At 71.8% G+C, this 17,992-nt stretch carries 19 protein-coding genes; 10 read left to right on the top strand and 9 right to left on the bottom strand.

From position 1 onward, the window contains the following. The first annotated feature begins 108 nt into the window (after positions 1-108). On the top strand, positions 109-345 hold the full coding sequence (locus tag VH914_01045; GenBank protein HEX4489765.1) for an Lrp/AsnC ligand binding domain-containing protein: 237 nt from the start codon (positions 109-111) through the stop codon (positions 343-345). A 97-nt stretch (positions 346-442) separates the two neighbouring features. Here the strand turns inward: VH914_01045 and VH914_01040 are convergent, their stop codons facing one another. Genes VH914_01040 through VH914_01030 form a run of 3 tightly spaced genes read right to left on the bottom strand, consistent with a single transcriptional unit; the run spans position 443 to position 3,678 of the window. After that, positions 443-1,579, bottom strand: coding sequence for a D-alanine--D-alanine ligase family protein (locus VH914_01040; GenBank protein ID HEX4489764.1), 1,137 nt, complete (start codon positions 1,577-1,579; stop codon positions 443-445). Next, the gene (locus VH914_01035; GenBank protein HEX4489763.1) at positions 1,579-1,947 is read right to left on the bottom strand and encodes a hypothetical protein; all 369 of its coding nucleotides are present in this window, start codon (positions 1,945-1,947) and stop codon (positions 1,579-1,581) included. The genes VH914_01040 and VH914_01035 overlap by 1 nt, the downstream gene beginning before the upstream one ends. Positions 1,948-1,950: 3 nt before the next feature. Further along, the gene (locus VH914_01030) at positions 1,951-3,678 is read right to left on the bottom strand and encodes a class I adenylate-forming enzyme family protein (GenBank protein HEX4489762.1); all 1,728 of its coding nucleotides are present in this window, start codon (positions 3,676-3,678) and stop codon (positions 1,951-1,953) included. Positions 3,679-3,826: 148 nt separating this feature from the next. Between VH914_01030 and VH914_01025 the strand changes: the two genes are divergently transcribed. Then, entirely contained in the window at positions 3,827-4,519 is a 693-nt protein-coding gene (locus VH914_01025; GenBank protein HEX4489761.1) for a hypothetical protein, read from the top strand. Here the strand turns inward: VH914_01025 and VH914_01020 are convergent, their stop codons facing one another. Both VH914_01020 and VH914_01015 read right to left on the bottom strand, forming a co-directional pair. Continuing rightward, positions 4,520-5,023, bottom strand: a complete 504-nt coding sequence (locus VH914_01020) for a pyridoxamine 5'-phosphate oxidase family protein (GenBank protein ID HEX4489760.1) — start codon at positions 5,021-5,023, stop codon at positions 4,520-4,522. It lies immediately after the preceding gene. 3 nt (positions 5,024-5,026) lie between these two features. Beyond that, a complete protein-coding gene (locus tag VH914_01015; GenBank protein HEX4489759.1) occupies positions 5,027-5,860 on the bottom strand; it encodes a PAC2 family protein in 834 nt (277 codons plus the stop codon). A 67-nt stretch (positions 5,861-5,927) separates the two neighbouring features. On the opposite strand from VH914_01015, the gene VH914_01010 reads away from it, so the two are divergent. Together VH914_01010 and VH914_01005 are read left to right on the top strand one after the other, a co-directional pair. Continuing rightward, positions 5,928-6,851, top strand: a complete 924-nt coding sequence (locus VH914_01010; protein HEX4489758.1) for an LLM class F420-dependent oxidoreductase — start codon at positions 5,928-5,930, stop codon at positions 6,849-6,851. Then, positions 6,848-7,753, top strand: coding sequence for a TIGR03560 family F420-dependent LLM class oxidoreductase (locus VH914_01005; GenBank protein ID HEX4489757.1), 906 nt, complete (start codon positions 6,848-6,850; stop codon positions 7,751-7,753). Before VH914_01010 ends, VH914_01005 begins: the two co-directional genes overlap by 4 nt. Before the next feature lie 41 nt (positions 7,754-7,794). Here the strand turns inward: VH914_01005 and VH914_01000 are convergent, their stop codons facing one another. After that, a complete protein-coding gene (locus VH914_01000; protein HEX4489756.1) occupies positions 7,795-8,415 on the bottom strand; it encodes a GNAT family N-acetyltransferase in 621 nt (206 codons plus the stop codon). A 17-nt stretch (positions 8,416-8,432) separates the two neighbouring features. On the opposite strand from VH914_01000, the gene galT reads away from it, so the two are divergent. Genes galT through VH914_00980 form a run of 4 tightly spaced genes read left to right on the top strand, consistent with a single transcriptional unit; the run spans position 8,433 to position 12,001 of the window. Continuing rightward, positions 8,433-9,428 (top strand): galactose-1-phosphate uridylyltransferase, encoded by a 996-nt coding sequence (gene galT / locus VH914_00995; GenBank protein HEX4489755.1) that lies wholly within the window; start codon positions 8,433-8,435, stop codon positions 9,426-9,428. After that, entirely contained in the window at positions 9,425-10,549 is a 1,125-nt protein-coding gene (galK, locus tag VH914_00990) for a galactokinase (GenBank protein HEX4489754.1), read from the top strand. Before galT ends, galK begins: the two co-directional genes overlap by 4 nt. Then, on the top strand, positions 10,546-11,565 hold the full coding sequence (locus VH914_00985; protein ID HEX4489753.1) for a galactokinase family protein: 1,020 nt from the start codon (positions 10,546-10,548) through the stop codon (positions 11,563-11,565). Before galK ends, VH914_00985 begins: the two co-directional genes overlap by 4 nt. A 13-nt stretch (positions 11,566-11,578) precedes the next feature. After that, on the top strand, positions 11,579-12,001 hold the full coding sequence (locus VH914_00980) for an HIT family protein (GenBank protein ID HEX4489752.1): 423 nt from the start codon (positions 11,579-11,581) through the stop codon (positions 11,999-12,001). Here VH914_00980 and VH914_00975 read toward each other — a convergent pair. The 3 genes from VH914_00975 to VH914_00965 all read right to left on the bottom strand — a co-directional run bounded on the left by VH914_00975 (position 11,998) and on the right by VH914_00965 (position 13,986). Continuing rightward, positions 11,998-12,711: a helical backbone metal receptor gene (locus VH914_00975; protein ID HEX4489751.1), complete on the bottom strand. Its 714-nt coding sequence runs from the start codon at positions 12,709-12,711 to the stop codon at positions 11,998-12,000. The genes VH914_00980 and VH914_00975 overlap by 4 nt on opposite strands. Before the next feature lie 83 nt (positions 12,712-12,794). After that, a complete protein-coding gene (locus VH914_00970; protein HEX4489750.1) occupies positions 12,795-13,457 on the bottom strand; it encodes a PH domain-containing protein in 663 nt (220 codons plus the stop codon). Positions 13,458-13,467: 10 nt separating this feature from the next. After that, complete coding sequence (locus tag VH914_00965; protein HEX4489749.1) at positions 13,468-13,986, bottom strand: M48 family metallopeptidase; 519 nt, start codon at positions 13,984-13,986, stop codon at positions 13,468-13,470. 532 nt (positions 13,987-14,518) lie between these two features. Between VH914_00965 and VH914_00960 the strand changes: the two genes are divergently transcribed. Continuing rightward, a complete protein-coding gene (locus tag VH914_00960) occupies positions 14,519-16,498 on the top strand; it encodes an ATP-dependent DNA helicase UvrD2 (GenBank protein ID HEX4489748.1) in 1,980 nt (659 codons plus the stop codon). A gap of 66 nt (positions 16,499-16,564) precedes the next feature. Beyond that, entirely contained in the window at positions 16,565-17,920 is a 1,356-nt protein-coding gene (locus VH914_00955; protein ID HEX4489747.1) for a pyridoxal-dependent decarboxylase, read from the top strand. The last annotated feature ends 72 nt before the right edge of the window (positions 17,921-17,992 follow it).

Raw genomic sequence — 17,992 nt, 5'->3', positions numbered from 1 at the left:
CCGACCCTCCCGGATCGGTCCAAGCGGGCCGCTCCACCTCGCGTCCTACCCGAGCGGTCGCGCCGATCGACCGTTACGATTCGCGACCCCCGCACCGAGGAGGCCGGCATGGCCGTCAGCGCGTACATCCTCATCCAGACCGAGGTCGGCAAGGCGTCGAACGTGGTGGATGAGATCCGCGGGCTCGGCGGCATCGTCGAAGCCGACGACGTGACCGGGCCCTACGACGTGATCGTGAAGGCCCAGGCCGACACGATGGACGAGCTGGGCAAGATGGTCGTCTCGCAGATCCAGCTCGTCGAGGGCATCACCCGCACGCTGACCTGCCCCGTCGTCAACTTGTAGCGACGAACCGACGCCTCCGCATTGTGCGACACGCAGTGCCCTGCAGGGCTCTCCGATGTCGCAAGGTACGCGGGAGGAAGGTTCCGCCAGGCGGGCGTCAGCGCTGGCGGCCGGCGCGGCGGGCGCGGCGATCGCGGCGCGCGATGGCGAGGTCGATGAGGCGGTCGAGCAGCTCGGGATAGGGCACGCCCGACGCGTCCCAGAGCTTCGGGTACATCGAGATCGGCGTGAAGCCCGGGATCGTGTTGAGCTCGTTGACGAGGAAGCCGCGGCCGCCGGGCCCGTCCTCGTAGAAGAAGTCGACGCGCGCCATCGCCTCGCAGCGGCACGCCTCGAACGCGCGCACCGCGAGCCCGCGCACCTCGGCCGTCCCGTCGGCCGACAGCGGCGCGGGCACGAGCAGCTGCGCGTCGCCGTTCTCGTACTTGTCGGCGTACGAGTAGAACTCGTCGCCGGGCACGATCTCGCCGGGCACCGACGCCTCGGGTGGGTCGTCGCCGAGCACGCCGACCTCGATCTCGCGCCCGCTCACGGCCTCTTCGGCAATGCACCACTCGTCGTAATCGAACGCGAGCGCGATCGCGGCGTCGAGCTCGGCGCGGTCGTGCGCCTTCGTGACCGCGACCGACGAGCCCATGTTCGCGGGCTTCACGAACGCGGGGAGACCGAGCTCGTCGACGACACGCGTCGCGAACGCGCCGGGGTCGGCTGCGTGGTCGACGCCGTCGCGCCGCGCGAGGGCGCGTGCCTGCGGCAACCCGGCCGCGGCGAACGCGCGCTTCATCATCACCTTGTCCATGCCGACCGCGGAGCCGACGACACCCGAGCCGACGTACGCGAGGCCCGCGAGCTCGAGCAGTCCCTGCACCGTGCCGTCCTCGCCGTACGGACCGTGCAACAACGGCAGCACGACGTCGGGCGCGAGACCGTCGACGCCGTCGTCGCCCGCCGCGCTCGCGGGCACGATCTCCTGGTGCGCCGGCACGCTCGGCGGCAACACGGGCTCGCCCTCCACCGCGAACGCGCTCGGCAGCGCGTGCGTGCCCTTCTCGAGTGCGGCGCGCGCTTCGCCGGCGAGGAGCCACTCCCCTTCCGTCGTGATCGCGATCGGAACGACCTCGTAGCGCTCCGGATCCAACGCGCGCGCGACGGCGACCGCGGTGACGCACGAGACGTCGTGCTCGGCGGAGCGCCCGCCGAAGAGCAGCATCACGCGCCGGCGCGCCGGCGCCATCAGTGCACCACCTGTAGCACCGCGCGGATGCCGACGCCCATGAGGAACAGCCCCACGAAGCCGTACCACATCTCCAGTTTCCCCTTCATCGCGTAGCGGTACGAGTACGCGAGTCCGACGGTGATGAACGCGACGAAGCCGTAGAACATGTGGAACCGCGGCGCGGTGTACTGCTTGCTCGACACGAGGATCACGCCCGTGAACACCTGCAGCATGATCGCGCCCTCGGCCGCGATCGTCGCGATCCACACCGAGCGCCCGCGCACGCGCGTCTTCTTCCACGCGACGAGCGCGTAGATGCCTGCGAGCGCGTTGGCCACGATCGCGACGTAGCCCCAGACGCGGTGGAAGTCGAACAGCGCGACCATGAGCTACAGCGCGGAGTCGTCGGCGGCCGCCGCGAACGCGGACTCACCGCCGCGCAGCAGGTTCTTCAGCACCTTGCCCGCGGGATTGCGCGGCAGCGGCTCGTCGCGCAGCTCGACGTACTCGGGCACCTTGAAGTTCGCGAGGTGCTGCCGGCAGAAGTCGCGCAGCTCGTCGGGCGTGACCGCGGATCCCGTGCGCAGCTGCACGACCGCCTTCACCTCTTCGCCGAGCACCGGGTGCGCGACGCCGACGACGGCCGCATCGACGACGTCGGAGTGCTCGAAGAGCACGTTCTCGATCTCGACGCACGCGATGTTCTCGCCGGCGCGGATGATCATGTCCTTCGCGCGGTCGACGATGTAGACGAAGCCGTCGTCATCGAGCTTGCCGATGTCGCCGGTGTGGAACCAACCGTCGGTGAACGCCGCCGCGTTCGCGTCGGGCCGGTTCCAGTAGCCGTGCGCCATCACGTTCGGGCCGTGGATCCAGATCTCGCCGGCGGTGTCCGGCGGCTGCTCCTTGCCGTCGTCGTCGACGATCTTGAGCTCGACCGTCGGCGCGGCGCGCCCGACGGAACCCGGATGCGCGAAGTAGTCGTCGCCGCCGTGCGCGGTCGCGACCGACGCGGTCTCGGTGAGTCCGTACGCGGTCGTGAGCGTCTTGCGCAGGTTCGGGAACGCGTCCGCGATGCGATCGACGAGCTCGGGCGCGGCGGGCGCGCCGCCGTAGCTCGCGCGCTGCACCGACGACAGGTCGTACTGCGACCGCTCGGGCGCCTCGATGATCCGCCACATGATCGTGGGCACGCCGCCGATCGCCGTGACCTTCTCGCGCTCGATCACCTGCATCGCCGCGACCGGATCGAAACGACCCGGTGGCATGAGCACGAGCTTGGCACCGGTTGCATAGCCGACGGTCATCGTCGACAGGCACCCGGTCACGTGGAACAGCGGCACGACGAGGAGCGACGCCGCCTGGACCTTCGCGTTCGCCTCGGGCGGCGGAGTGCCGCGCATCGCCTGTGCGACGCCGAGCACGATGATGTTCTGGAGGTTGGCGATGATCTGACGGTGCGTGATCGTCGCGCCCTTCGGACGCCCGGTCGTGCCCGACGTGTAGAGGATCGCGAAGATGTCGTCCTCGTCGACGTCGCCGCCGACCGCGCGGGCGTCGTCGGGACCGCCGGCCGCGACGAACTCGGAGAACGGCCGCGCGCCGGGGCCGCCCTCACCGACCACGAAGACGTGCTCGAGCGCGGGCAGCGAGTCGAGCGCGGGTGCGATCAGCGCGAGACGCTTCGCGTCGGCAATGAGCAGGCGCGCGCCCGAGTCGGAGAGACCGAACTCGAGCTCCTCGGTCTTCCACCAGGCGTTGAGCGGCACCGCGATCGCACCGACGAGCGCGCAGGCCCAGAACATGACGACCCACTCGGGGCAGTTCGCCGACACGATCGCGACCCGGTCGCCGCGGGCGATGCCGTGCGCGCGCAGCGCCCGAGCCGACTGGCGCACGAGGGTGTCGTGCTCACCGAACGTGAGCCGGCGGTCGCCCTGGACCAGCCAGGTGACGTCGGCCCGGCCCGCGCTCTGCGCGAGCAGCTCCCCGAGCGCCCGCATCCGCTGCTTGTAGACCTGGGTCGGGACGCCCAGCACGTCCTCCACGACGATCTCGAAGGGGCCCTCGGGGCCCGTGAGCTGGGCGATGACGGGATCGGGCTCGCGCAACGGCACCTCCGGGACGGGCGGACGGGCCCATTCTCACCGGCCGGGACCCCCGATGCGCAACCGCCCGGGGCGGGCGTCGGCGGGTTGGCTCAAGTGGCCCGACGACCCGGCCGATCAGGGAATTGGCGGGAGAGCGTGTGCGGGAAGGAAGAGCGTGGGCGCAACGGAGACGAGCGACGTGGCGGCGACGGCCGGGGATACGACCCGTCCGCTGTTGACCCCGCGCGACGCCCGCAACGACGCCATCGTCCACGAGCTCGAAGAGCCCTTGGGCGAACTCGTGCGTGCGCTCCAGCGGCGCCAGCTCTATCAGCTCGTCGGCGAGGTCGATCCGCCCGACTCGGAGCTGCTCGGACGGGCCCGTTCGCTCGTGCGCGATCTCGAGCACGTGCTCGCGGAGCTGCTCGACCGGCCGGTCGCACCGACCGACCCGCGCGAGTGGCACGACACGTTGTCGATGCGCAGCGCGTTCGAAGACGCGGCCGCGTCGGCGAAGGACGCGCTCGCGGGTCGCAGCGTCGTCGTCGACGCGCCACCGACGTTCGTCGTCACGAGCCATGCACCGCGCTTGCACGAGCTGCTCGTGCACGTGCTCGCGCTCGCCAGCCGGTTGCAACCGGCATCGTGGAACGTGCGCATCGACGTGCAACGCCGCGACGGCGAGGTCGTCATCATCGTGCCGTGCACCGACCGGTCCGACTCGCTGTCGGTCTCGGACCAGATGCATCTGCACGAGCTCGCGCGATCGCTCGGCGGTCGGCTCGACGTGATCGGTCACCCCGACACGAACGCGGGCCTCTGGGTGCGCCTGCCTCAACAGCGCACGGTGGACTCGCGTCCGGAGTAGCTACTCCATACTGAGGACGAACATCTTCTGCGCGTCGATGCGCGCGTAGACGGGGCCGGAGTCGAGGAACTGCTCCCACTCCTCGCCGTAGCGCGGCGTGTACACCTCGAGCAGCGTCGCCCGGAAACCCGCGTGCTCGGGCGCGCGCACGTCGACGGAGGTTGCCGTGCCGTGCACGGTGACCGCGAACTCTTCGCGCGGCAAGTGGGTCGCGCTCACCTGCGGGCGCGTCGCGATGTGGCGGAAGCGCAGTGAATCCGGTGACGAACCGAAGTGGAATGCGCCGCGGTAGAAGACGCCGTCGACGGGACCGACGAACGGGCGGCAGTCGCGGCTCACGGTCGCGAGGTTGAGCAGCGTCATCCCCGTGAGTCGCGACGCGAGGGTCTCCGCCGGTACTTGACGATCGGTGGTGAGGATCGAGCGCAAGTGCTCGCCGCCGGCCGCGAGGCTCGTGTCGAGAAGCGACTGGAGCGCGCGGAGATCGTCGGCGGTCTCGTGCACGGGTTACTCGTCCTGGTCGGGCTGCGAGCGGAGGAAGCGCTCGATCTCGGACACGAGCTCGTCGCCCGACGGCACGGTTCCCGTCGCGGCCTCGAGCCGGTTCACCATCTCGAGCACGTCCTGCCGCTGCGAGAGTCCCTCTTCGACACGCGTCGTGTACTCCGTGCAGCGCGCTTCGAGCTCCGTGAGGTCGATCGTGACCTGCCCGAGCTGCGCGACGCGCGCGAGCAGGGCCAGCGTCGCGGGCGGCGACGGCGAGCCCGACACGTACTGCGGCACCTGCGCCCAGAGCCCGAAGGTCGGGATGCCGGCCTGACCGAGCTGGTACTGGAGGACCGTGTTGAGCCCGGTCGGTCCGGTGTAGTCGGGGCGCAGGTCGCCGAGCTCCTGCGCGAACGACCGCGACGTCGCGGTCGCGAGCACCGCAACCGGCCGGCGGTGCGACGCGAGCACCGGCATGCCGCCGAGCGACATCGCGAGCGTGACGCCCAAACGCGTCGCGGCGTCGGCGATCTCGGCGGCGAACGACGCCCACCGCAGCGACGGTTCGGGTCCGTGCACGAGCACGACGTCGCGTCCCGCGGTGCCGGCCCAGAGCTCCACTCGCGGCCAGTCGATCGCGCGCACGCCACCTTCGGCGATGCGCACGGTCGGCCGGGTCTGCTGGAGGTCGAGCAGCTCGCTGAGGTCGACCTCGCCGAAGCGGCGCGCCGATTCGAGCGCGTCGCTGAGGGCGGCGACCGCGCCCGTGCCCGCGAAGCCGGCGTCGACCCATCCCGTGAACGCGAACACCATCACCGGCGTGCGCAACTCGGGCCACGTGTCGACGCGAAGCATCCGTGAACCTTAGGGCTCGTACGTGCGCCCGGCCGCCGCACCGAAGGCGCGCGGTAGCGTCCCGCCCATGCGGTTGCGCATCTTCACCGAACCCCAGCAGGGCGCGCGGTACTCGGATCTCGCGGCGCTCGCCCGGCTCAGCGAGGATCTCGGCTTCGACGCCTTCTTCCGCTCCGACCACTACATGGCGTTCGACGGCGACGGACTTCCCGGCCCGACCGACGCGTGGCTCACGCTCGCGGCACTCGCGCGTGACACGACGCGCATCCGCCTCGGCACGCTCGTCACACCCGTGACGTTCCGCAACCCGGGACCGCTCGCGATCTCGGTTGCGCAGGTCGACGAGATGAGCGACGGACGCGTCGAGCTCGGGCTCGGCACCGGTTGGCACGACGGCGAGCACGCCGCGTACGGCATCCCGTTCCCACCGATCGGCGAGCGCTTCGCGCGGCTGGAGGAGCAGCTCGCGATCGTCACCGGGCTCTGGTCGACGCCCACCGGCGAGACCTTCGACTACGAAGGCGCGCACTACACGATCAAGGACTCCCCCGCGCTGCCGAAGCCGGTGCAGAGCCCGATTCCCGTGATCGTCGGCGGCTGGGGCGAGAAGCGCACGCCGCGACTCGCGGCGCAGTACGCGAGCGAGTTCAACCTGCCGTTCGCACCGGTCGAGCTGTTCGGCAGCGCGGTGCAGCGCGTGCGCGCCGCATGCGACGCCGCGGGACGCGATCCCGCGACGCTCCGCATGACGGTCGCGCAGACGGTGTGCTGCGGTGCCGACGAGGCGGAGTTCGCGCGGCGCGCGTCGGCGATCGGACAGGACCCCGCGAGCCTGCGCGCGAACAATCTCGGAGGGTTGCCCAACGAGATCGTCGACCGCATCGGCGCGTACGGCGAGGCCGGCGCCGACACCGTGTACCTCCAGGTGCTCGACATCGCCGATCACGACCACGTCCGTCTGATCGCGGCCGAGGTCGCGAGCGCGTCATGACCGTTCGCTTCGGGGTGCACACCGGTCTGCAGAACACGAGCCTGCGCGAGCTCACACCGATGTGGAAGCGCATCGAGGAGCTCGGCTTCGACTGGATCAGCATCTGGGACCACTTCTACGCGGCCGACAACACGGGCGATCCGTCGTGCCTCGAAGCGATCGTGAGTCACGCCGCGCTCGCGGCCGCGACCGAGCGCGTGCGCTGCGGCAGCCTCGTGTACTGCGCGGGCTATCGACACCCGGCCGTGCTCGCGAACGCGATGGCGACGCTCGACGAGCTGTCGGGCGGGCGCGTCACGCTCGGCATGGGCGCGGGCTGGGCGCAGCTCGAGTACGACGCGTACGGCATCCCGTACCCGTCGGCCGGCGCGCGGCTGAAGATCCTCGAAGAGAGCCTCGTCTGCATCCGCGGGCTGCTGCGCGACACGCGCACCGACTTCGCGGGCGAGCACTTCACGCTCACCGACGCGCAGTGCGAACCGAAGCCGTTGCAGACGCCCCTGCCGATCTGGGTCGGTGGCGGCGGCGAGAAGGTCACGTTGCGCCTCGCCGCGCAGTACGCCGACGGGTGGAACGTGCCGTTCACGGCACCCGACGCGTGGGCGCACAAGTCGGAAGTGCTCGACGCGCACTGCGAGCGACTCGGCCGTGATCCGTCGACGATCGAGCGCGGCGCGAACGTCGGCATGGCCTTCACCGACGAGGAGCTGAGCCGCCAGTTCGGGAAGCTCGCCGAGTACGTGAAACCGGGCGTGCTGACCGGCAGCGTGCAGGAGATGGTCGACCGCGTCGGCGCGTACGCGGACGCGGGTGCCGATTGGGTCATCCTCGCGATGCGCGCGCCGTTCGACCACGACGGGCTCGAGCGCTTCGCGAGCGAAGTGCTCCCTCAGCTCGGCTGATCACACGGTCGCGCTCGCGTGCGCTTCGTGGTCTCGTCGGTTCAGCTCGGCGGTTGCGATCGCTCCACCGGTCGCGGATCTCTCCACATCGCCCAGAGTCTCGGACCGTCGTGCGGGATCGCGAGCGTGCGCGTCACCACGAAGCCGTGGTGCTCGTAGAAGCGCACGTTCTTCTCCTTCGTGCTCTCGAGGTACGCGGGGATACCTTCCGCGTCGCAGCGCGCGAGCACCGGCGCGAGCGCGGCCGACCCGTAGCCCCGACCCTGCATCGGCGGGTCGGTGCCGAGGCCCGACAGGTAGAAGTGCGGCTCCTCGGGATGCACGCCGAACATCGCCTCCCAGCAGTCGCGCATCCACTGCATGCGGTCACCGACGATCGATCCCATCGTCTCGAGGTCGGAGCCGGGCTCGGGCACCACGAACCAGCGCCCGGGCGGCGCCCACAGCGCGGCGACCGACCGGCTGTCGTCGGTGTACGACTCGCCGAGCGGCAGCGACATCTCGCGGATCGTGATCTCGAACATGCGGCGCAGGATGTCGAGCCGCGTCGACGCGTCGGGGAACACCCATTCCTGCAGCGGGTCGTCGAAGAACGCGCGTGCTTCCGTGGCCGCGAGCGGCACGACGTCGTCGGCGCGCAGGGCCCGGATGGTCGGCGTCACCGAGGCAGTATGACGTGATGGCACGCGACGAGGGCCAATCGTCGGCGGACGGCGCACCCGCCGACGCGGAGACCCACGAGCTGCGGTTCGACGCGCTCTCCGGCGAGTGGGTGCTCATCGCCGCGCACCGGCAAGGCCGTCCGAACCTGCCCGCGAGCGGTTGCCCGTTCTGCGTCGGCGGGCTCGAGGCGCCCGAGGTCTACGACGTGCTCGCGTTCCCGAATCGCTGGCCGCCGCTCGTCCCCGGTCCGCAGATCGACGCGGTCGCCTCGGGTCGACGAGTGGAAGCGCGCGGCGCGGCCGAGGTCGTGCTCTTCTCGCCCGATCACACTGCGTCACTCGCGACGATGCAGGTGGATGCCGTGACGCGCGTCGTGGAGCTCTGGTCCGAGCGCACGGCAGCGCTCCTTGCGCGTCCCGAGATCGAATACGTGCTCGTGTTCGAAAACCGGGGCGCCGCGGTCGGCTCGACGATCCACCACCCGCACGGTCAGATCTACGGCTATCCCTTCGTGCCGCCGACGCCGGCGCGCGAGATGGCCGCGGCCGCGTCACGCGGCGGCTGCCCGGTGTGCGCGGAGGTCGCGTCGGAGACCGCGGACGCGAGTCGCGTCGTGTACGACGACGGCGAGTGGATCGCGTGGGTGCCGTACGCGTCGGCGTACTCCTACGGTTTGCGGCTCGCGCCGCGCACGCACATCGGCGGGTTGCCCGACCTCGACGCGCGCGGTCGCCGCGCGCTCGCCACGCTGTTGTCGGACGTGCTCGCGCGCTACGACCGGCTGTGGGAACGCGCGCCGGCCGACGGACCGTTCCCGTATCTCATGTGGTTCCACCAGGCGCCCGCGCACCACGACGGCGAGTACCACCTGCACGCGCACATCGCGCCACCGCTGCGCGCGCCGGGCGTGTTGCGGTACGTCGCGTCGGGCGAGGTCGGCGGCGGCCTGCTCGCGAACCCCGTGTCGCCCGAGGCCGCGGCCGGCGCGCTACGCGCCGCGGGATCCCGATGAGCGACGACGCGCGTCTCGCCGCCGTGCGCGCCGCGCTCGGCGCGGCACCCGACGCGGTCGTGCGCGCGCCCGGACGCGTGAACCTGCTCGGCGGACACGTCGACTATCACGAAGGTCCGGTCGTCGCGATGGCGATCGACCGCGACGTGCTGATCGGCCTGCGGGTGAACACAACCGGACGCGTGACCGTGCAGTCGCTCGACCTCGCGGGCACCGTCGACGTCGCGGCCGATGGCTCGACCGACCCCCTCACGGTCGAGCCCGCGTGGGGCCGGTCGGTCGCCGGCGTCGTCGCGACGTTGGCGCGCTCGGGACGCCCACCGGTCGGCTTCGACGGCGCCGTGTCGACGAACCTCGCGATCGGCGCGGGCCTGTCGTCGAGCGCGGCGTTCGAGGTCGCGATCGCGCTCGCGCTCGGACACGCGGCCGAGTGGACGACCGACGTCCGGTCGCTCGCGCTCGCGTGTCAGCAGGCGGAGCACGAGGCGACGGGTGTGCCCTGCGGGATCCAGGACCAGCTCGTGTCGCTCGCGGGAATCGACGGGCACGCGCTCGTCATCGACTGCCGCGATCTCGCGATCGAGCCGCTGCCGCTGCCCACCGGTGTTGCGGTGCTCGTCGTGCACTCGGGCGTGCCCCGCACGCTCGCGGGCAGCCAGTGGGCGGCCCGGCGCGCGGAGTCGGAAGCCGCGGCCGCGGCGCTGGGGTTGCGCGTGCTGCGCGACGCGCGCGCGGAAGACGTCGCCGATCATCCGCGTGCACGCCACGTCGTCGCCGAGATCGCGCGCGTCGACGCATTCGCGGACGCGCTGCGACGCGTCGACATCGACGCGCTCGGGCGCCTCATGCTCGCCGGTCACGCCTCGCTGCGCGACGACATGGAGGTGTCGACGCCCGAGCTCGACGCGCTCGTCGAGTGTCTCGTCGACGCCGGCGCGATCGGCGCGCGCCTCACGGGCGGCGGGTTCGGCGGGTGCGCGGTCGCGCTCGTGCCCGAGGAACGGGGCCCGTCGATCGCGGAGCGCGCCAGCGCCGCGTACCGCACGCGCACGCATCGCGAACCGCGGCCGTTCCTCGTGCGCGCCGCGAGCGGCGCGGGCGCGGTGGCGTCGCCGGCGTGAAGCGCAGGGTGTGGCGCGCGCCCGGGCGCGTCAACCTCATCGGCGACCACACCGACTACCAGGAAGGCCTCTGCCTCCCCGTCGCAATCGACCGCGACGTGCGCGTCTCGTTCGTCGCGCGCGCCGACGCGCGTGTGCGGCTCACGTCGGAGGGCGAGCCCGTGGATTCGGGACACGGGCTCGCCGGCGGTGTCGTACGGGTGCTCGAAGCTCGGGGCCGACCGGCGGTCGGCGTCGACGCCGACATCACCTCGACCGTGCCGATCGGCGCGGGCCTGTCGTCGAGCGCCGCGTTCGCAGTCGCGCTCGGTGGCGCGCTCGCCGCCGCGGCCGAGTGGTCGTTGGCCGGCACCGATCTCGCGCTCGCAGCGCAGGCGGCCGAGCACGCCGGTACGGGCACGCCGTGTGGCGTGATGGACCAGATGGCCGCCGTGCACGGTCGCGCTCACCACGCCGTGCTTCTCGACTGCCGGACGCTCGCCGTCGCCGCGATCGCGATTCCGGAGTCGCTCGCGATCGTCGTGCTGCACAGCGGCCTGCCGCGCGCGCTTGCAGCGAGCGAGTACGGCGCGCGGCGCGCCGCGTGCGAGGCCGCGGCGGCGCGGCTCGGTCTGCGTTCGCTTCGCGACGCGTCGATCGCGCAGGTCGCCGACGACCCGATCGCGCGCCACGTCGTGAACGAGAACGCGCGCGTCGTGCGCTTCGCCGACGCACTGCGCGCCGGCGACCTCGACACGCTCGGCGCGCTCGCGCTCGAGAGCCACCGTTCACTCGCCGACGACTTCGCGGTCTCGACCCCCGAGCTCGATCTGCTCGTCGACCTCGCGGTCGCGCACGGCGCGTTCGGTGCGCGGCTCACCGGCGCGGGCTTCGGCGGCTGTGTCGTCGCGTTCGTCGAGTCGGCGCGCGTCGACGCGATGGTCGGCCCGACCATCGACCGCTACCGTGCGCAGACGGGCCGCGAGGCGACGGCGTTCCGCGTGCACGCAGTCGACGGCGCGGGCCTCGTCAGCTGAACGGAGGACGACCATGCCGACCGTGTTCACACGCATCATCGACGGTGAGATCCCCGGCCGGTTCGTGTGGAAGGACGACGTCTGCGTCGCGTTCCTCACGATCGAGCCGATGCGCCCGGGACACACGCTCGTCGTGCCACGCGAAGAGGTCGACCACTGGGTCGACCTCGACACCGCGACGTGCGAGCACCTGTTCGAGGTCGCGCGCGTCGTCGGCCGCGCGCAGAACGCGGCCTTCAAGCCCCGTCGCGTCGGTCTCCTGATCGTCGGCGACGAGGTGCCGCACGCGCACCTGCATCTCGTGCCGATCAACCACGCAGGCGAGCTGAGCTTCGCGAACGTCGATCGCAGTCCCGATGCGGCCGCACTCGACGCCGCAGCCGATGCGATCCGCGAGCAGCTGCGCGCAATGGGTCGGAGCGAGGTCGGCGACTAGGCCAGGCCGGGCAGCGCGGCGCGCAGACGCTGCGCCGCGGCAGGCGTGCGGATGCCCCACCAGAACAGGTCGCGCCCGTCGACGAGCACGCACGGCACGCCGGGTACGGCGCGTTCGATCTCGACGGCGTGGCGCGGCTTGAAGGGGTACGGCTCGCTCGGCAGCACGACGACGTTCGGCGCGAGGGTGGCGACGTCGTCGAGGGTGAGCTCCGGGTAGCGCACGATCGCACCCGCGCACACGTTGCCGACGCCGACGAGGTCGAGCAGCGACGATCCGTACGTGTTCGACGCGAGCGACATCCACGGCCGGCGCCACACCGCGACGAACGCCTCGTACCAGCGCGGGGTGAGCATCGCCGCGAGCCACGCGGTCCACGGGTCGGGCGTGAACTCGTCCGGCACGGCGACACCGACGCGTGCTGCGAGTGCGACAACTTCCGCCCCCACGTGCTCGACCGAACGCGGCGACATCGAGTGCACGGCGACACCCGCCGACACCAAGGCATCGGCATCGGCGCGCCGGTTCTCCTCGTCGTTCACGACGACGAGGTCGGGTTCGAGCGCGACGATCGCGGCGACATCGGGATCCTTCGTGCCGCCGACCGTCGCGATGCCAGGCTGTTCGCAGAAGCGCGTGCACGCGATCGGGGTGATGCCGAGCGCGAGGAGCGTCTCGGTCACCGACGGGACGAGCGAGACGACTCTCACGGTCGCGTGCTTGCGCTTCCCGGCACGGGGCTTCGCCCGCTGCCCGAGGCTGACCGCGCATCCGCTCCGCATCTCACGACGCGCTACATACGCTCGAGCAGTTGTGCCTTCTTCGCCTCGAACTCCGCGTCGCTGATCACACCGCGATCGCGCAGACTGGCGAGCTGGTCGAGCTGCTCGGGAATCGAGGCCTCGGACTTCGTCGTCGGTACCGTCGCCGGCGCGGCTCCGCTCGCCTGTGGCTGCAACCACTGTGCGCGCCGGCGCGAGACGAGCTCCATCTGCTTGTAGATCTCCTGCTGAACGATCGGCGGGTGTTGCACGTCGTCGAACTTCGACTGACCGTCGCGGCCGGCCGACTCGATCTCGAGGTCGCCCGCGCCGATCATGCGCTCCCAGATGCTCTGGTTGAAGTTGATGTTGTTCACGCGCTCGAGCGGGATCTCGACACTGTGCTTCGACAGCACGCCGGTCCGGTAGATCACGCGATCGGTCGTGACGACGAAGTGCGTGAAGTTCCACTTCAGGTACTGGAGCACGAGCCACACGGCCCAGATCAAGGTGATGACGCCCCAGACGTCGAGCAGGACGCGCTGCGCGTCGCCCGAGGTCTCGGCGACGATGACGAAGAAGATCACGAGCAACGGGATGCCCGTGAAGATGTGATTCGCGAAGTACCACCAGTGCGGCCGGAGATCGAGGCTGACCTCTTCGCCTTCGTTGAGCAGGCGGCGTGGGAACGGCACGGGCCGAATGCTAGATGGCGACGTCCTCGTCCGCCGCGTCGTCGCCGGGCGCGTCGTCGGTGTCGTCGACCGCCACGACGGGCGCGAGCCCGTCTTCGTTGTCGGGCGCAAGGTCCTTGGCGATGAGGAACCCGACGGCCCGCTCGGTGCGCGGATAGCGCGCCACGAGCGCATGGAACCGCGGCCCGTGGTCGGGCACCGCGAGATGGGCGAGCTCGTGCACGAGCACGTAGTCGAGAACCCAGATCGGGAACGCGGCGAGCCGGCGCGAGATGCGGATGTGGCCGTCGGCGGGATCGCAGCTCCCCCAGCGCGACTGCTGGCGATCGGACCACTCGACGCGCCGCGGCAACGGCAACTCGTAACGACGCGCGAGCGCGCGTGCGCGCGCCGCGATGTCGAGACGATCCGCAGCGACGCGACGCTCCATGCGCGCGCGCAGCTCCTGCGCGATCTGCTCCGCTTCCGTGCGACTCATGCGCGGCGGATACGACACGCGCAGCACGTCACCGATGAGCGTGCCTTCCACATGTCGACGCCGACGCGTCCCGACTACGAGCTCGACTTCCATCGTCGAAGAAACGTACCGGTTTCGCGCGCGTGTGCCCGTCGCGCGCGCCGAGTCGACGCGCGTTCCACGCGTCGCGCGATGTAGCTCGCGGCTGTCTCGCGCGCAACGGTCGTGCGCGGATTATTCTTCTTGACCCTGCGCGAACGCGGTCGTACTGTGACCCCGCCGGAGCACAGCGGGCACACTCCCGGAATGCAGCGCACGGGCGACCGAGCGACGCGAACCGGAGCAGGCTCGAGGTGATTCGGTGGAGGACAGGCCTTCGGGTCGGTCACTCCAGTCACCGTGGGAGGAAGGCTCACGCAGGGCCCGCAAGGGACCGGCAGGGCGGACCGAACGCAGTGACGCAGGGGCCCCGAGGAGATCGGAACCGCTTCGGCGGGGATGACTACTCGGGGCCTCCTCGCGTGTGCGTTGCGTGCCGGCGTTGATGCGATCGCGCCGCGCGTCGCGCGCATGACTGTCGGCGCGCATCGATAGGGTCACCGCCGTGACCGATCCGCTCCTCGCCGACCTCGACGCGTCGCAGCGCGCCGCGGTCACGCACGACGCGCCGACGCTCGCGATCCTCGCGCCCGCGGGCTCGGGCAAGACGCGCGTGCTCACGCGCCGGATCGCGTGGCTCGTCGAGCAGCGACGCGTGTCGGCGCCGCACGTGCTCGCCGTCACGTTCACGCGCAAGGCCGCGGGCGAGCTCGCGCAACGGCTCGCGCGCCTCGGTGTCCGTCAGGTCACCGCGGGCACGTTCCACTCGCTGGCGCTCACCCAGCTGCGTCGGCACGCGCTGGAGAACGGCCGCGAGGCACCGGCCATCCTGGCCGTGAAGGGCCGGATCCTCGGTCCGATCATGGGCGGCCGGGGCGCGTCCGCGCGGGTCGCGGTGCTCGAGATCGCGGGCGAGATCGAGTGGGCCAAGGCCCGGCTGATCGGGCCGAGCAGCTACGCCGCCGCCGCGACCGCCTCGGGCCGCATCACGCCGCGACCCGCGCCCGAGATCGCCGACGTCTACGAGCGCTACGAGCAGGAGAAGCGGCGTCGCAACCTCTTCGACTTCGACGACCTGCTCCGCTGGTGCGTGTACACGATCGAGCACGACGAGACGTTCGCCGCCGCGCAGCGCTTCCGCTTCCGCTCGTTGTTCGTCGACGAGTTCCAGGACGCGAGCGCGGCCCAGCTCCGGCTCGTGCGCGCGTGGCTCGGTGATCGCCCCGACCTCTGCGTCGTCGGCGACGACTCGCAGGCGATCTACTCGTTCGCGGGCGCCGATCCCACGCCGCTGCGCGAGTTCGCGACCGAGTTTCCCGGCGGCGTCTCGGTGCGGCTCGACACGAACTACCGATCGACCGCGCCGATCGTCGCGGCATCGTCGGCGGTGCTCGACCGGCCGCGCGGACCGATCGCAACGCCGCGCGGCGAGGGACCCGCGCCGGAGATCGTCCCGTTCGACGACGAGGACGCGGAGGCCGCGGGCGTCGCGCGTCGACTGCGGCTGGCGCACACGCGCGGTCTCGCGTGGTCGCAGATGGCGGTGCTCTACCGCACGAACGCGCAGTCGGTGCCGTTCGAGACCGCGCTGCCGCGCGCGGGTGTGCCCGTGCGCGTGCCGGGTGCGGGCGGTTTCGCGCAGCGTCCCGAAGTGCGCGCGGTGCTCGACGAGCTCCGCAACGGCGAGCGACGAGCGCCCGACCGCGCGCTCGCCGACCAGCTCGCCGATCTCGCGACGGGTGACCCGATCGGAGGCGAAGAGCGACGCGAGCATCTCGACGCGATCCTGCGGCTCGGTCAGGACTTCCTCGCGGCCGACGGTGGGCGCGGCTCGGTCGGCGGCTTCGTCGCGTGGCTCGAGATGACGATGCGCGGCGACGACGACGTGGTGCCGGGCTCGACCGACGACTCGGTACAGCTCGTGTCGTTCCACCGCGCCAAGGGCCTCGAGTGGGAGCTCGTGTGCGTCGCCGGCGCCGAGCGCGGGCTCGTGCCGATCTCGTACGCGACCGAGGCCGACGCGCTCGACGAGGAGCGCCGCCTGCTGCACGTCGCGCTGAGCCGGGCCGGTCAGTACCTGCACGTGTCGTGGGCGCGGCGGCGCACGGTCGGCGGTCGCGACGCCAAACGCTCGCCGAGCCCGTGGCTCGCCGTCATCGAGGCCGCGGTCCACCCCGGCGCGCCGGTGCCGGCGTCCGAACGGCTCGCCACGGTGCGCGCCGGCCTCCGCTCGCGCCGCCCCGACGACCTGCCCGAGGCCGACAACGCGCTGTTCTGTGCGCTCAAGGACTGGCGGCGCGACCTCGCGCGAGCGCGCGGCGTGCCGGCCTACGTCGTGTTCCGCGACGCCACGCTCATGGAGCTCGCCAGCGCACGCCCGACGACCCGCGGCGGGCTCCTCGACGTCACGGGGATCGGCCCCACCAAGGCCGAGCTCTACGGCGACGACGTCCTGGCGCTCGTCGCGCAGCACCAAACCGCCTGAGGCGCGCCGCGCCCGTCGACTCGCCGGCGCTCGCGGCGGGCCGTCCTGGGTGCCAGCATGCTCGCCGTGCACGACTACGACGACTCCACCGCGCGGCTCATCGACCTGATCCTCGAGTACACGCGCGAGCGGCTCGCGCTCCAGCCCGTGCCGCTCGACCACGCCGTGCCGCGCGACGACCTCGACGCGCGCGTCGGCAACCTCATCACCGCGGCGGGCAACGATCCCGAGACGGTCATGCAGATCTTCGCGGAGACGCTCGCGCCCGCGGTCATCTCCTGCGACAGCCCGCGATTCCTCGCGTTCATCCCCGCGGCGCCGACCAAGGCCGCGCTGCTCTTCGACATGGTCGTGTCGGCGTCGTCGTTGCAGGCCATCTCGTGGCTCGAGGCTGCGGGCGCGGTCTACGCGGAGAACCAGACGCTGCGGTTCCTCGCGGATCTCGCGGGACTGCCGCCCGAGGCCGGCGGTTGCTTCGTCGCGGGCGGCTCGGCCGCGAACCTGTCGGCACTCGTCGTCGCGCGCGAGCGCGCGGCCCGCGCTCGCGGTGGCGACCGGCCGGCACGGTGGCGGGTCGCGGTCAGCGACCAGACGCATGCGTCGGTCCGCAACGCGTTGCACATCATGGACGTCGACCCGTTCCCGGTCCCGACGGTCGACGAGCGGCTCACCGGCCCCGCGCTCGCAGCCGCGCTCGAAGCCGACCCGGATCCGTCGTCGGTCTGCGCGGTGGTCGTCACCGCGGGCACGACGAACGCGGGCATCGTCGAGGACGTCGACGGCGCGGGACGCGTCGCGCAGGAGCGGGGCATGTGGCTGCACGTCGACGCGGCCTACGGCGGTGCGGCGCTGCTCGCCCCGAGTGTGCGCGATCGGTTCCGCGGCATCGAGCGCGCGGATTCGCTCGTGGTCGACCCGCACAAGTGGCTGTACGCGCCGTTCGACTGCGCCGCGCTCCTCTACCGCGATCCCGAGCTCGCACGCTCGGTCCACGCGCAGGACGCGTCGTATCTCGACGTGATCCACGAGCGCACGGACGAGTGGAACCCGAGCGACTACGCGTTCCACCTGACCCGCCGCGCGCGCGGGCTGCCGTTGTGGTTCTCGCTCGCGGTGCACGGCACCGACGCCTACCGCGACGCGATCGAGACCGTGCTCGCGACCGCCCGCGCCGCGGCGGCACGGATCACGGCCGCGCCCAACGTCGAGCTGGTACGCGAGCCCGAGCTGTCGATCGTCGTCTTCCGCCGGGTCGGTTGGAGCGCCGCGGACTACCAGCGCTGGTCCGACGACCTGCTCGCCGCGCAACTCGCGTTCGTCACCCCGTCGAGCTGGCACGGCGAGACCGTGGCGCGCTTCGCGTTCCTGCATCCCGGCACGACCCTGGAGCTCGTCGACGAGATCCTCCAGACGATGCAGTAGCGCCCGGCCGATCCCTCGGACAGTGTGTGCGCCATGGAGGAGAACGGGACGAAGAACGATTCCGACGAGGTC

The organism is Acidimicrobiia bacterium (assembly GCA_036271555.1).
GTDB lineage: Bacteria > Actinomycetota > Acidimicrobiia > IMCC26256 > PALSA-610 > DATBAK01.
This window is presented reverse-complemented; position numbering and strand designations above follow the sequence as displayed.

Bases quoted from the DNA above. Each gene is read 5' to 3' on its own strand.
- VH914_01015 (HEX4489759.1), bottom strand. From the start codon at position 5,860: ATGCTTCGCGTCGACACGTGGCCCGAGTTGCGCACGCCGGTGATGGTG.
- VH914_01035 (HEX4489763.1), bottom strand. From the start codon at position 1,947: ATGGTCGCGCTGTTCGACTTCCACCGCGTCTGGGGCTACGTCGCGATC.
- galK (HEX4489754.1), top strand. From the start codon at position 9,425: ATGAGCGACGACGCGCGTCTCGCCGCCGTGCGCGCCGCGCTCGGCGCG.
- galT (HEX4489755.1), top strand. From the start codon at position 8,433: ATGGCACGCGACGAGGGCCAATCGTCGGCGGACGGCGCACCCGCCGAC.
- VH914_01010 (HEX4489758.1), top strand. From the start codon at position 5,928: ATGCGGTTGCGCATCTTCACCGAACCCCAGCAGGGCGCGCGGTACTCG.
- VH914_01045 (HEX4489765.1), top strand. From the start codon at position 109: ATGGCCGTCAGCGCGTACATCCTCATCCAGACCGAGGTCGGCAAGGCG.
- VH914_01005 (HEX4489757.1), top strand. From the start codon at position 6,848: ATGACCGTTCGCTTCGGGGTGCACACCGGTCTGCAGAACACGAGCCTG.
- VH914_01040 (HEX4489764.1), bottom strand. From the start codon at position 1,579: ATGGCGCCGGCGCGCCGGCGCGTGATGCTGCTCTTCGGCGGGCGCTCC.
- VH914_00980 (HEX4489752.1), top strand. From the start codon at position 11,579: ATGCCGACCGTGTTCACACGCATCATCGACGGTGAGATCCCCGGCCGG.